This window comes from Nonomuraea sp. NPDC050022 (assembly GCF_044460705.1).
GTDB lineage: Bacteria > Actinomycetota > Actinomycetes > Streptosporangiales > Streptosporangiaceae > Nonomuraea.
On sequence record NZ_JBITKE010000001.1, the window covers coordinates 1,273,906 to 1,287,225 of the forward strand.

12 protein-coding genes are annotated in these 13,320 nt (G+C 71.1%); 6 read left to right on the forward strand and 6 right to left on the reverse strand.

All coding sequences use genetic code 11. From position 1 onward, the window contains the following. Nucleotides 1-6: 6 nt before the first annotated feature. Nucleotides 7-1,260 (reverse strand): MFS transporter, encoded by a 1,254-nt coding sequence (locus tag ACIBO2_RS05545; RefSeq protein WP_358537307.1) that lies wholly within the window; start codon nt 1,258-1,260, stop codon nt 7-9. A 53-nt stretch (nt 1,261-1,313) separates the two neighbouring features. Here ACIBO2_RS05545 and rph point away from each other — a divergent pair, with 53 nt between their 5' ends. The 5 genes from rph to ACIBO2_RS05570 all read left to right on the forward strand — a co-directional run bounded on the left by rph (nt 1,314) and on the right by ACIBO2_RS05570 (nt 6,613). Further along, nucleotides 1,314-2,033 carry a ribonuclease PH gene (gene rph / locus ACIBO2_RS05550; protein WP_225290424.1) on the forward strand — a complete coding sequence of 240 codons (720 nt, stop codon included), beginning with the start codon at nt 1,314-1,316 and terminating at the stop codon, nt 2,031-2,033. Beyond that, nucleotides 2,030-2,620 (forward strand): RdgB/HAM1 family non-canonical purine NTP pyrophosphatase, encoded by a 591-nt coding sequence (gene rdgB / locus ACIBO2_RS05555; protein ID WP_397295536.1) that lies wholly within the window; start codon nt 2,030-2,032, stop codon nt 2,618-2,620. Before rph ends, rdgB begins: the two co-directional genes overlap by 4 nt. A 77-nt stretch (nt 2,621-2,697) precedes the next feature. Next, the gene (locus tag ACIBO2_RS05560) at nt 2,698-4,443 is read left to right on the forward strand and encodes a molybdopterin-dependent oxidoreductase (RefSeq protein WP_358537312.1); all 1,746 of its coding nucleotides are present in this window, start codon (nt 2,698-2,700) and stop codon (nt 4,441-4,443) included. A gap of 1,376 nt (nt 4,444-5,819) precedes the next feature. Further along, nucleotides 5,820-6,347: a toxin glutamine deamidase domain-containing protein gene (locus tag ACIBO2_RS05565; RefSeq protein WP_358537314.1), complete on the forward strand. Its 528-nt coding sequence runs from the start codon at nt 5,820-5,822 to the stop codon at nt 6,345-6,347. Continuing rightward, on the forward strand, nt 6,344-6,613 hold the full coding sequence (locus ACIBO2_RS05570) for a hypothetical protein (protein ID WP_357942781.1): 270 nt from the start codon (nt 6,344-6,346) through the stop codon (nt 6,611-6,613). The genes ACIBO2_RS05565 and ACIBO2_RS05570 overlap by 4 nt, the downstream gene beginning before the upstream one ends. Before the next feature lie 184 nt (nt 6,614-6,797). Here the strand turns inward: ACIBO2_RS05570 and ACIBO2_RS05575 are convergent, their stop codons facing one another. The 4 genes from ACIBO2_RS05575 to ACIBO2_RS05590 form a co-directional block, all read right to left on the reverse strand. Further along, a complete protein-coding gene (locus ACIBO2_RS05575; protein ID WP_397295539.1) occupies nt 6,798-9,290 on the reverse strand; it encodes an ABC transporter permease in 2,493 nt (830 codons plus the stop codon). 1 nt (nt 9,291) lies between these two features. Further along, nucleotides 9,292-10,044 (reverse strand): ABC transporter ATP-binding protein, encoded by a 753-nt coding sequence (locus tag ACIBO2_RS05580; RefSeq protein ID WP_358537319.1) that lies wholly within the window; start codon nt 10,042-10,044, stop codon nt 9,292-9,294. A gap of 105 nt (nt 10,045-10,149) precedes the next feature. Continuing rightward, on the reverse strand, nt 10,150-10,800 hold the full coding sequence (locus ACIBO2_RS05585; RefSeq protein ID WP_358537321.1) for a response regulator transcription factor: 651 nt from the start codon (nt 10,798-10,800) through the stop codon (nt 10,150-10,152). After that, complete coding sequence (locus ACIBO2_RS05590; RefSeq protein WP_358537324.1) at nt 10,800-11,981, reverse strand: sensor histidine kinase; 1,182 nt, start codon at nt 11,979-11,981, stop codon at nt 10,800-10,802. The genes ACIBO2_RS05585 and ACIBO2_RS05590 overlap by 1 nt, the downstream gene beginning before the upstream one ends. 146 nt (nt 11,982-12,127) lie before the next feature. Here ACIBO2_RS05590 and ACIBO2_RS05595 point away from each other — a divergent pair, with 146 nt between their 5' ends. Next, nucleotides 12,128-12,271, forward strand: coding sequence for a hypothetical protein (locus ACIBO2_RS05595; protein ID WP_358537326.1), 144 nt, complete (start codon nt 12,128-12,130; stop codon nt 12,269-12,271). On the opposite strand, the gene ACIBO2_RS05600 is transcribed toward ACIBO2_RS05595, so the two are convergent. Further along, on the reverse strand, nt 12,268-13,290 hold the full coding sequence (locus tag ACIBO2_RS05600; protein WP_358537329.1) for a helix-turn-helix domain-containing protein: 1,023 nt from the start codon (nt 13,288-13,290) through the stop codon (nt 12,268-12,270). The two genes, ACIBO2_RS05595 and ACIBO2_RS05600, sit on opposite strands and share 4 nt — an antisense overlap. Nucleotides 13,291-13,320 lie beyond the last annotated feature (30 nt).

Consider the following 13,320-nt stretch of genomic DNA (forward strand, 5'->3'; position numbering starts at 1 on the left):
CCTGTCTCACGACTTGGCCTGAATCTGCGAGAAGTCCCGCAGCCGCGGCAGCGGCGAGAACATCAGCGGCAGGAACGACAGCAGCCGCGCGCCCATGAACACCCAGAGGGCCTCTCGCACCCCGATGTGCTGAGCCACGATGCCGCCGAGCAGCGCGCCCAGCGGCATCGTGCCCCAGACGATGAACCTGACCGTCGCGTTGACCCGCCCCAGCATGCGCTCCGGTGTGACGGTCTGCCGGTAGGTGAGCTGGCCGACGTTGTAGATGATCGCGCCCCATGAGAGCGCGATCGAGGCGATCGCGAAGAAGGCGACCCGCCAGTCGGCCTGCGTCATGGGCAGCAGCAGGCCGAAGGGCGAGGTGACGGCGATGGCCAGCCAGGTCATCCTCGCCGTGCCGTACCTGCTGAACAACCGGCTCCCGGTGAGACCGCCGAGCAGCCCGCCGACCGCGCCCGACATGAGCATGACGCCGATCAGGCCGGGCGGCAGCCGGACCACGTCGGCCAGGAACAGCACGGACAGGCTGACCACGCCGCTGAGACTCAGGTTCGTCGCCGCGGTCGTGACGACGATCGCCCGTAACAGCCGGTCGCGCCGGACGAACCCGAGCCCCTCGGCGATGCCCTGGCGCATCCGCGGTCGTTCCTCGGCGACCGGCGCCTGGTCGGGCGTCTTGATGGCGCTCAGGAAGACCAGGGACCCCAACGCGGCCAGAGCCGTGGCCAGCATCGTGCGCGAGGCGCCGATCAGCTGTACGAGCGCGCCGCCCAGGCTGGGACCGGCGAGCGAGCCGCTCGACCGGACGAACTCCAGCTTGGAGTTGCCGTCGCTCAGACGGTCTCTGCTCACCAGCTCCGGCAGGTAGGTCTGGTCGGCGACGTCGTTGAAGACCTGGGCGGTGCCGGCCAGCAGCGCGACCACGTACAGCATGCCGACCGACAGCAACCCGAGCGCGTCGCTGACCGGGATGCTCGCCAGCAGCAGGCACCTGACCAGGTCGGAGGTCACCATCACACGGCGCCTGCGCAATCGGTCGACCCAGACCCCCGCGGGCAGGCCGATCGCGAGGAACGCCGCCGTCTGCAACGCCGAGAGCACGCCGACCTCAAGGGGTCCGGCGTGTAGAGCCAGCACGGCGACCAAAGGGAGCGCCACGCGGGAAATGTTGGCTCCGAGCTCGTTGGCCACGTGCGAACTGAGGAACCGAAGAAAGTCAGGGTTTCGCAACACCCCCGTTGTCATTGCGTAAGGATCCATGTGTCGGACACATTCGGTCAAGAGCGTTGCGGCGCGGAGATAGGGTGATCTGCATGTCGCGACAGGATGGCCGAAACCCCGATCAGCTCCGCCCCATCACCATTACCAGGCAATGGATTACCCATGCCGAAGGTTCGGTGCTGGTGGAGTTCGGTGGCACCCGGGTCCTGTGCGCCGCATCGGTCCAGGACAGTGTGCCGCGCTGGCGCCGGGGGAGCGGCCAGGGCTGGGTCACGGCTGAGTACGCGATGCTGCCGCGCGCCACCAACACCCGCAACGATCGCGAGTCGGTCCGCGGGAAGATCGGCGGGCGCACGCACGAGATCTCCCGGCTGATCGGCCGCTCGCTGCGGGCCTGCGTCGACTACAAGGCTTTGGGTGAGAACTCCGTCCTGCTCGACTGCGACGTCCTGCAGGCCGACGGCGGCACCAGGACCGCCGCGATCACTGGCGCCTACGTGGCGCTGGCCGACGCTGTCGCGTGGATGCGCGAGCGCCGGATGTGCCCCGGCGAGCCGCTGGTCGACTCCGTGGCCGCCGTCTCGGTCGGCGTGGTCGGCTCGGTCCCGATGCTCGACCTCTGCTACACCGAGGACGTGGCGGCCGAGACCGACATGAACGTGGTGATGACCGGCGCCGGCAGCTTCGTCGAGGTGCAGGGCACCGCCGAGGGCGCGCCGTTCGACCGCGCCGCGCTCAACCAGCTCCTCGACCTGGCCGTCACCGGCTGCGAGGAGCTCACCCTGATCCAGCAGGAGGCGCTGGGAGCATGAAGATCGTCCTGGCCACCCGCAACGCGGGCAAGATCGCTGAGCTGCGCCGGATCCTGTCGGGGTTCGACATCGTGGGGCTCGAGGAGTTCCCCTCGATCGGTGAGGTGGCCGAGACCGGCGTCACCTTCGAGGAAAACGCCCTGCTCAAGGCACACGCCGTGGCTCAGGGCTCGGGGCTGCCCGCGGTGGCCGACGACTCCGGCCTCTGCGTCGACGTGCTCAACGGCATGCCCGGGGTGTTCTCGGCCCGCTGGTCCGGGCGCCACGGCGACGACAAGGCCAACCTCGACCTGCTGCTGGCGCAGATCTCCGACGTGCCCGCAGACAAGCTGGCCGCCCACTTCGCGTGCGCGGCCGCGCTGGCGCTGCCGTCGGGGGAGTGGCGCGTGGTGGAGGGCACGCTGCCAGGCCACCTGGTCACAACCCCCCGCGGCACCAACGGGTTCGGCTACGACCCGATCCTGGTGCCCGAGGGCGAGACCCGCACCGCGGCCGAGCTGTCCGCCGACGAGAAGGACGCCATCAGCCACCGGGGCCGCGCCTTCCGCGCCCTCGCCCCGATCGTGCGCGACCTCATCGCGAGCTGACTGTGCGAGCTGACTGTGCGGGCTGACGTAACCATCGTGTAAGAACCACCGGCCGCCAGAGGCGTAGCGTCAGAATTGTGCAGAAGAACGATGTGATGCCGGCCTGGGCCGGTGCGCTGGCGGGAGTGGTGGCCGGGGCCGTGGCGCTCGGCGTCGCGCAGCTCGTCGCCGGGGTGCTGAAGCCCGCGGCCTTTCCCGTGGTGGCCGTGGGCAACGTGGTCGTGGACAACACGCCCGCGTGGCTCAAAGAGTTCGCCATCAGCAACTTCGGCTCCAACGACAAGACCGTGCTCATCGCGGGTGTGCTGGTGGTGCTCGCGGTGGTGGCGGCGCTCATCGGGGTGCTGGCGCGGCACCGGGTGGCGTACGGGCTGGTGGGGCTCGGGGTGTTCGGCGTCGTGGGCATCGCGGCGGTGGTGACCAGGCCGGGCGCGGGAGCGCTCGACGTGGTGCCGACCGTGGTGGGGGTCGGTGTCGGGGCTTGGGCGCTCACGTGGCTGTTGGCGCGGGGTGTGCGGGAGTCGTACGAGGGCGCGGGGGCGACGGTCTCGGGCTCGTCCGCTTCGGGCGCTTCGGGTGGTTCGGGCGTCAGGGCGGCGGCTCGGTCGGCTTCGGGCGCGAGGACGGCTTCGTCGGCTTCGGATGTTGAACCTGGCGGCGGCGGCGAATCCTTCACCGATGAGCACCCTTCTCCTGGGGCGCCCGGTGATGAGGCTGAGCGGCCTGCCGTGATGCGGACCGGGTCGGAGCCGTACTCGTTCGACCGGCGGCGGCTGCTCGGCGGCGTCGCGGGCGGTGTGGTGGTCGCGGGGGCGGCCACGCTGGCCGGGCGGGTGCTCGGCGGGCGGCAGACAGCGGAGACCGCCCGGGTGGCGGTCGCACTGCCCAGGCCCAGGGTGGCGGCCAAACCGCTGCCCCAGGGCACAGATTTCGGTATACGCGGCCTCTCCCCGTTCGTCACGAAAAATCAGGACTTCTATAGGGTCGATACCGCGCTCATCGTGCCGCACGTCGATCCCCGGCAGTGGACGCTGCGCATCCACGGGATGGTGGACCGGCCGGTCGAGATCACGTACGCCGACCTGCTGAAGCGCCCTCTCACCGAGTCGTACGTCACGCTGACCTGCGTCTCCAACGAGGTCGGCGGCGAGTACATCGGCAATGCCCGCTGGCTCGGCGCCCGGATGGCCGACCTGCTGCGCGATGCGGGCCTCCAGTCCGGCGCCGACATGCTGCTGTCCACCTCCGACGACGGCTTCACCGCCGGAACCCCGGTCGACGTGGTGATGGACGGGCGCGACGCGCTGTTCGCCATCGCGATGAACGGCGAAGCCCTGCCCGTCGAGCACGGCTTCCCGGTACGCCAGGTGGTGCCCGGCCTCTACGGGTACGTCTCGGCGACCAAGTGGGTGGTGGACATCAAGGTGACCCGGTTCGACAGGGACGAGGCGTACTGGACGCCGCGCGGCTGGTCCGCCAAGGGGCCCATCAAGACGGAGTCCCGCATCGACCTGCCCAAGCCGGGCGCGTCGGTGACGGCGGGCCGTACCACGATCGCGGGGGTGGCCTGGGCCCAGCACACCGGGATCGACGCGGTGGAGGTACGCGTCGACCGGGGCGAGTGGCGGCAGGCGAAGCTGGCCCAGGTGCCGGGCCCCGACACGTGGCGTCAGTGGTCGCTCGACTGGGATCTCACCGCCGGCAAGCACACGATCGAGGTCCGGGCCACGGACGCGGCCGGCCGTACCCAGACCGAGCAGCAGGCGCCGCCGGCGCCTGACGGCGCGAGCGGCTGGCACTCCATCCAGGTCAACGTCGCCTGAGCGCGGCCCTTCTCCCTGTTTGCGCAGGTACGGGGGCTAGCAGGGACCGCCAAAACTTGCCGACTTCCCCTCCTCGGGATGGCTCGTCGCCCTACGATCGGTCGTCGAGCCATGACAGGAGGCAGGACGTGTTCCGCGACCGCAAGTCCAGCGTGCGGTGGGTCCTTCCCGAGGGACATTACGACCCTGTGGTGGGTGACGGGGTCAGGTGGCGCGACTATGAGCGCGCCGCCGACTCGGACCTACTCGCCTCCCCCCTCTCGACCCCGGCCCCGCCCTCTTCCGCCCACCCATCGCCATCTTCCGCCCACGTATCGCCCAGCTCGCCCTCGCCTTCGGGCAGCCTGTCGCCCAGCTCGTCGTCTTCCGGTCGTGTATCGCCCGCCTCACCCTCTCCCGCCCACTCATCGCCCGACTCGCCACCCGAGTGGCCGGGGACTCCGTGGGGCGCCTCACTGACCGCGCTATCGAGTCCGTCGACCGGGCGGTCAGCCGCGCGATGGCCGGCCCCGCCGGAACGATCGGCCGTGGTCGGCGGGTCGACCGTAGGTGGGATGTCGGCTGTGGTGGGCAGGTCGGCCGCAGCTGCGACGTCGCCCGTGGCGGGCGGGTCAGCTGGAGCTGGGAGGCCGGTTGAGCGGGGGGCCACTCCGCAGGCTGGGGAGTCGGTCGCGCCGTGGGCCGACCCGTCTGGTGCTCCGCCTGCCGCGCCATCGGGTGCTCACCCAAGCACATCCTCGGCCAGTTCTGCGTCCGTACGGTCGGGGGCCTCGCCGGGGGCTTCGTCGGTCGGGCGACACGGCGCGCCTGCCACACCCCGGCACTCGGCGTCGAATGGTGTGCCGGGTGGCATGGCGCAAGTGGGGGAATCAGCTGTGGCCCCCGGGCCCGCGAGCGGCTCGGTTTCCGGGGGCGGCTTGGACTCCGGGAGTGGGCCGGACTCAGCGGGTGGCTCGGCGTTCGTGGAGGGCGCAGGGGTTACCGGCGCCGGGGTCAGCGGTGGCGGGGTCAGCGTCGGTGCGGGTGGGCCGGGCGCTGGGCTGACGGGTGGGATGGGGATGTTCGGGGGGTCGGCGGCGGCCATTCTGGGGCTCTCACCCGACAGCGCTTCGACGATCTCGGGCACTGCGGTGCTTGGGCCGCAGGGAGGTGGGGTCGGGTCGGCCGCCCTGCGGGAAGGCGGGGCCGGGGCCAGTGGTCCTGGTCGGCAGGAGGTTGGGGCCGGAGGTTCTGGGTGGCAGGGGAATGGGGCCGGGACAACTGGGCGGCAGACGGTCGCTGAGCGGGACTGGTTCGAGCGGTCGCATCGGCCGCCGAGGTTGGTCGGTTACCGGCCCTACGGTGTGCCTGGGGGGCTGGCGAAGCCCGATGCGCAGGTGGAGCACGATCTGGCGCAGGCGATTCCGCTCGGTACGCGGTTTCCCGATCCACGCGGCACGTGGGTCAGGCTGATCAACGGTGGCGGTCCGGCCGATGACCCGTTTCGTGCGTCCAATGCCGCCGACTGTGCGCTGGCCGTACTGTCCACCTGGCACGGCGAGCCCGCTGCGGCGGCGCCGAGGGTGGCGGAGTACGACCGGATCGGGCGGCCGCAGGTCACCGGTGAGCTCGGGGGCACTGCGCGGATCGAGCGGTGGGTGGGGCAGCGGTTCCAGTACCTGGGACAGGGGCGGCACGCCTATCCGATGGTGGCGCGGCGGCTGCTGGAAGCGGGGCACGGTGCGGCGGCCGTGATCGTGGTGCGCTGGCCCGGTGGCGGGTCTCATGCGTGGAACGCCGTCAACTCGGGCGGCGAGGTGATCTGGATCGATGCCCAGCGGGGCCACATGGCCGTCGAACCGCCCTATACGACCGTGACCGGGGTGTTCTGCGTGATCGTCGACAGGCAGGGGCAACCACGATGAACCTCGACCAGGCCAGGGCGTTGGCGGAGGAGTACTTCAACGGGGTGCGGCGGGCGGACGACTCCGTCTCGGTGGGGATTCATGGGTTCAATGAGGGTTACGTCGCTTGGGTGCGAGAGCCTGAGCTCGATGACCCGGCGACCCTGCCCAGTACGGTCGGCGGGGGCTGCATCGTGATCGACAAGGTGTCCGGCGAGGTGGTCACCCGGCCGCTCCTCGATCCGGAAACGGTCGCCGAGCTGTGGCCCGGCCGCACTCCTCGCTGACCGGCCGTATCTCTCATTGGCCAGGGGAGCGGGGTCTGGGTGTTGCGGGGCGTTGTCTCCGGGGTCGGGAGGCTCGGCTTCTGGTGTCCGCCGGGGCCGGGGTGCGGGACGGCGAGGGATGCGGCTCGCCGCCCCGCATAGTCTCTTTCCGGAAATTGTCGTCTCTATCGTGATTTGTCGGGGTTTATCCGGTTGCTAGTGAGCCCACGATCGACGCCCGAGCCGCCCGCCGCGCAGGCAGTACCGCGGCCAGCACCCCGGCCAGCCCCGACAGCACCACGAACAGCACGATCTGTCCCACCGGCAGCACGAACCAGGCGCCGTCGATCATCGCCCGCATCGCCGCCCACCCGAACACGCCGCCGAGCACCACCCCGACCACCGCCCCGATGAGCCCGAGCACCAGCGCCTCCACCGAGAGCATCCGCCGCAGCTGAGGCCTGGTCAGCCCGAGGGCCCGCAGCAGCGCCGACTCCCTGGTCCGTTCATGTACCGACAGCGACAGCGTGTTGGCGATGCCGAGCAGCGAGATCAGGATCGCCAGGCCCAGCAGCCCGGTGATGATCATCAGCAACATGTCCAGCGTGTCGTCGAACTGCCCGCGCACCTCCGTCGCGCTCGTCACCTGGACCATCGGGTAAGCCGCCGTCGCCGCGTCCACTGCTTTGCGGGCCTGTGCGGTGGGTACGCCGTCCTTGATGTTCACCATCAACCGCGTGTCGGGTATCTGACCGAAGTACTCGTCGAAGGGCCGCTCGGCCACGGTGAACATCGGCAGGGACGCATCGCCCGCGAGAACGGCGACCACCCGCAACGTGACGGTCCCGGCCTTGGCGGTCCGCACCGCGACCGTGCCGCCGACCCGCAGCCCGAACTGGCCGGCCGCGGGGGCGGTCACCGCGACCTGCCCCGGCTCCAGCCGGTCCATCGAACCGGACCGTACCTCCGGCTTGAAGGGTCCGTTGAACGTGCCGACCTGTACCGAATCACCGGAGCCGGAGATCTTGGCCTTGGCCGCGCGGATCTGTACGACCGAGGACAGCTCCGGACTGCGCCGCAACGAGTCGGCCACCGACCGGGGGACGGCGGCCTCGCGCTCCTGAGTGGCCACCAGGTAGTCGACGGGGAACTGGTTGTCGAGCTTGGCCGTCATCGTCACCCGCGTCGAGGCCGTGACCACCGAGATCAGCGTCATGAGCGTCACGCCGATCGTCAGCGCCACGGTCGTGGTGGCGGCCCGGCGGGGGTTGCGTCCGGAGTTGTCCACGGCCAGCCGTCCCGGTACGCCGAACAGCCTGGCCGGGATCCAGCCGATCAGCGCGCTCAGCGGCTTGACCAGAACTGGTCCCAGGACCAGTACCGCCAGGAAGGTCAGCGCGCCACCGCCCATGACGACGAAGAGCGGCACCATCTGGCCCGGCTCCATCACCAGCGCCCCGTAGCCGGCCGTGCCGAGCCCGGCGACGAGGAAGAGCGTGGCGAGGAGCACGCGTACGACGCCGGTACGGAACGTCTGCTCCTCCACCTGCGTGCGCAGCGCCGCGATCGGCGCGACCCGGGTGGCGGCCCGCGCGGGCAGCAGCGCCGCCCCCACGGTGACCAGCAGGCCGAGGCCCAGCCCGCTGAGCATCGCGACCGGCGTCAGCGCGATGGCCGCGTTCGTGGGCAGCGGGGCGTCGAGCGCGCCGAGTACGGCCAGCGTGGCCGCGCCCAGGCCGTAGCCCGCGAGCAGGCCGAGCGCGGACGACAGGAGGCCGACAGCGGTGGACTCCAGGATGATCGAGCCGAACACCTGCCCGCGCGTGGCGCCGATGCAGCGCAGCAGCGCCATCTCCCTGGCCCGCTGCGCGACGAGGATGTTGAAGGTGTTGTAGATGACCAGCGCGGCCACCAGCATGGCCACCAGGCCGAACAGCAGCAGACCGGTGGTCAGCGACTCCATCTGGATGCCGGACGCGGCCGCCAGGCTCTTGGCGAGCTCCGCGCCCGTCTTGACCTTCGCTCCCGCTCCGGCGGCGGCGGCGACCGCCTGCTTGAGCCCCGCGCCGTCGCCCGCGATGTCGATCTCGGCGAAGCCCTTGGCGCCGGTCATCCGCTGAGCCGTGGCCGGGGTGAAGCCGATCGCGCCGGTGTAGGCCAGCTCCTGGTCCAGGCCGGTGTCCATGATGCCGACCAGCCTGAACCGCTGCTCGCGGTGCCGGGAGTCGAGCACGGTGATCGTGTCGCCGAGCTTGAGGCCCTGGGCCTTGGCGGTGTTCTGGTCGAGCACCGCCACCTGGTCCTCGGATCCGGGGCCGGTGCCGCTGATCATGGTGGTGCGGTCGAGCCGGCCGGACACGATCGAGACGGCCGTGGTCGGCGCGTTCCCGACTACCTTGCCGTCCTTGCCCAGCAACGGCGCGCTGCCGCGGATCAGCCCTTGCGCCTCCAGCACGCCGGGCAGGCCGCGCACCTGGTCGAGCAGGCGTTCCGGTAGCACCGCCTCGCGGTCCTCGGGCAGTACGGCCAGGCCGACCTTGTCCGCCTCGGCCGTGGCCTGCTGCGACAGGCCGGCTTTCATGGTGTCGGTCAGCACGAACGTACCCGCGATGAAGCCGACGCCCAGCGTGATCGCCAGCGAGGTGAGCAGCAGCCGCAGTTTGTGCGCGCGCAGCCCGGCCAGCGTCGTCCTCAGCAACTCAGGCCTCCAGCTTCATCAGCGTGTCGAGCACCGACTGCGGTGAGGGCGCGCTGATCTCGCTGACCAGCTCGCCGTCGCGCAGGAACACCACGCGGTCGGCGTACGCCGCGGCCACCGGGTCGTGCGTGACCATGACGATGGTCTGGCCGAGCTCGCGTACGGACGTGCGCAGGAACGACAGCACCTCGGCGCCGCTACGCGAGTCGAGGTTGCCCGTCGGCTCGTCGGCGAAGATCACCTGTGGCTTGCTGATCAGCGCCCTGGCCACGGCGACGCGCTGTTGCTGGCCGCCGGACAGCTCGGTCGGCTTGTGGGCGAGCCGGTCCCGCAGCCCGACCGTCTCGATGACGCGGTCGAAGAGCAGCCGGTCCGCCTGGCGGGCGGAGATCTCCAGGGGCAGGCGGATGTTCTGCTCGGCGGTCAGCGTCGGCAGCAGGTTGAACGCCTGGAAGATGAAGCCGATCCGCTCGCGGCGCAGCAGGGTGAGCTGTTTGTCGTTGAGCCCGGTGAGCTCCACGTCGCCGATGTGCACGGTGCCGGAGGTCGCGGTGTCGAGCCCGGCCAGGCAGTGCATCAGCGTGGACTTGCCGGAACCGGACGGGCCCATGATCGCGGTGAACGCGCCCGTCGCGAAGGCGACGTCCACGCCGCGGAGGGCGTGGACCCGCGCGTCGCCTTGGCCGTACACCTTGGTCAGCGCCTTGGCCACCACCGCCGCGGGGGCTTGTCGGCGGGTATCGGTGAGGGTCACGTTCACTCCTTGTCGTCTGCGGGAACGTGACCAACCTAGAAGCGGAAAATGCAGGAAATATGGGCCCCGAGGAGGGGTTTCGTGTAGGTCCTGAGATGACCCGGGTCAGCCTTTCGGCTGACGTGACGGGACCACCAGGCCCGCCTCGTACGCGTAGACCACCACCTGGGCCCGGTCCCGCAGCCCCAGCTTGGCCAGCACCCGGCCCAGGTGCGTCTTCACCGTGGCCTCCGCCACCTCCAGCTCGGTGGCGATCTCCAGGTTGGACAGGCCGCGGGCCACCATGAGCAGCACCTCGCGCTCGCGTGGCGTCAGCTCCGACGCGGCCGCGAGCTCCTGCGTCGGCAACTGCGCGGCGAACTTGGTGAGCATCCGCTTGAGCGTGCTCGGCGCCACCACGGCGTCGCCCGCGTGCACCGACCTGATCGCGGTCAGCAGGTCGGCCGGCGGCACGTCCTTGAGCAGGAAACCCGAGGCGCCCGCCTTGACCGCCGCGAAGGCGTACTCGTCGAGGTCGAAGGTGGTCAGGATGAGCACCTTGGGGCCGTCGATGCGCCGGGTGGCCTCCACGCCGTCCATCCTCGGCATGCGTACGTCCATGAGCACCACGTCCACCTCGACCTCGCGCAGCACCTCCAGCGCCCGTACCCCGTCACCGGCCTCGGCGACCACCTCGATGTCCGGCTGAGCGCCCAGCACCATCCTGAACCCGGCGCGCAGCAACTCCTGGTCGTCGACCAGCATCACCCGGATCATCAGGCCGCCCTCGTGCCCGGCACCGGCAGCCTGGCCAGCACCTCGAACCCGCCACCCGATCTCGGCCCGGCCGCCACCTCGCCGCCGTACATGCCGACCCGCTCGCGCATCCCCACCAGCCCGTGCCCGTCGGGGCTGCGTGGTGCCGCCGCGCCCCTGCCGTCGTCGGTCACCCGCACGACCAGCTCGCGCCCGGCGTACCGCAGCTCGACCAGCGCGCGGACGCCGGGGCCGCCGTGCTTGAGCGCGTTCGTCAGCGCCTCCTGCACGATGCGGTAGACCGCGAGCTGCTGCCCCTCGGGCAGCTCGCCCGGCGGCCCGCCGACCCGCAGCCGCGCGGGCACGCCCGCGCCGCGCACCAGCTCCTCCAGCTGCGCGAGGCCCGGCTGCGGCGTGTAGTCCGTCCCGTCGGACCCGTCCTCCCGCAGCACGCCGACCAGCCTGCGCATCTCGGCGAGCGCCTCGCGCCCGGTCTTGGAGATGGCGTGTACGGCCTGCCGCGCCTGGTCGGGGTCGCTGTCGATGGCGTACCCGGCGCCGTCGGCCTGGACCACCATCACGCTGACGTTGTGAGCCACCACGTCGTGCAACTCCCTGGCGATCCTGGTGCGCTCGGCCGCGGCCGCCATCCGGGCCTGCTGGTCGCGCTCGCGCTCGGCCCGTTCCGCCCGCTCCTCCAGGCTCTCCAGATAGCGGCTGCGGGTCTTGGCGTACAGGCCGGTCAGCCAGACCGTCACGACGAGGATCGAGCCGCTGAAGAAGAGGCTGAACGTCGGCGCCTGCCAGTGCACCATGACCAGCAGCACGCCGACCTCGGCCACCGCGCCCGCGGCGATCGCCCAGCGGAACCCGCACCGGAAGGCCACCGAGTAGAGCGCCACCAGCACCGCGATGTTGGCCGGCATCGGATCGATCTTGGCCAACCACTGCCCGAAACAGGCCAGTGAGAGGATCGCGAAGACGGTCAGCGGCCAGTCACGCCGCCACAGCAGCGGGACGATCAGCACCGCGCAGAGCCCGAGGTAACCGGCCACCCCGATGTACAGGTTGCCGTTGTCGAACGGGCCGTTCTTCCCGTACGGCACGGCCATGAACAGGCAGAACACCGCCAGCGGCGCCACCCGGAGGGCGTCCATGAGCCTGCCGTGGCGTCCCGACCATCCCATTACCTTGCCGAACACATCATTACGATACGGAGGCTTCGGCGTGGGTTTGTCAGCCTGTAGGGGGAGGTTTGGGTACGACTCAGGTCTTACACCAGCCTTACGGGACGTAGGGCACTCTTGTCGTTGGGAGCGCCCTGAGGGGCGAGTAAAGGGAGATCGTGATGGCGGATCATGATCGTGACGCCGGGTCGCGTGGCGAAGAGGAAGCGCCACGCGACCCGACCCCTGGAGACCCTCCGCGCTCTGACGGCTTCCGCGACTTCTTCCGGCTGAAGCCCACGCCGATGCCCACCAAGACCGGTTAAGGCGCCCGCAGACCAGGCCCGCGGTCCAGGACCAGCAGATCGTGCTGCGCGGCCAGGAACCCGGCGTGAAACCGCGTACGGGCCCCCAGCCGCTCGCACAGCTCCTGCACCCGCCGCTGCACCGTACGCGGGCTGAGACCGAGCTGCCGCGCGATCGCGTCGTCCTTCATCCCCACCGCCAGCAGGGCGAGCACCTCGGTGTCGCCCGGCTGCGGCCATACGTCCCGCTCGATGTGCGCGGCCGGGTCCGCTGACAGCCGCAGTGGCACGGCCGCCTGCCACAGCACCTCGAACAGCCCGACGAGCGCGTCGAGCAACGCCGACGGGTGGACGACCAGCGCGCTCTCCACCGCCCGGTCCTCGTCGGACACCAGCGGCAGCATGGCCGTGCGGCCGTCGGCGATGGCCAGCTTGACGGGCACCTGCCCCAGCCGGGCCTGCTCGCCGTCGGCGATGGCCTGCCGCGTGTGCTCCAGCATGCCGGGCTCCTCGAACGCCAGCGGCCCGTAGATGCCGCGGACGACCGGGCCCTGGTGGGCGGCGCGCTGCTGGTTCTCCTGATCGTCTAGGATGTCGACCGCGTACGGCGGGCGCACCAGCACGAGCATCTCGGCCGTGACGCTGCGTTCGAGCTGGAGGTAGCGGCGGGCGACGGCGTAACGGCCGGTCACCACCTCCAGCACCTCCTCCGGATGCGGTCCGGTGCGGTCGGCCACCTCGGTGGCGAGCAGCGCCGCGGCGGCCCGGCTGTGCGTGATCTCCTCCTGGCGGCGGGCCACCAGCACGTCGATGGCGATGTTCGGCGGCGTGGCGATCAGCCGCAGGGGCCGGCCGGCCACCCGGGAGATCAGCCCGAGGTCCTCCAGCCGGGGCAGCATCCGGCGGATGGCGGCGTTGGACGCGCCGGTCTCGGTGGCCAGCTGGCTCAGCGTCGCGGGCCCGTGGCGGAGCAGCGCACGGTAGGCCGTCTCCTCGGTGACGCTGACGCCGAGGCCCTCCAGTAACCGCCGTTGCGCCATGCCGGCCCCCCGCTGTCCTGTCGTCTCGAA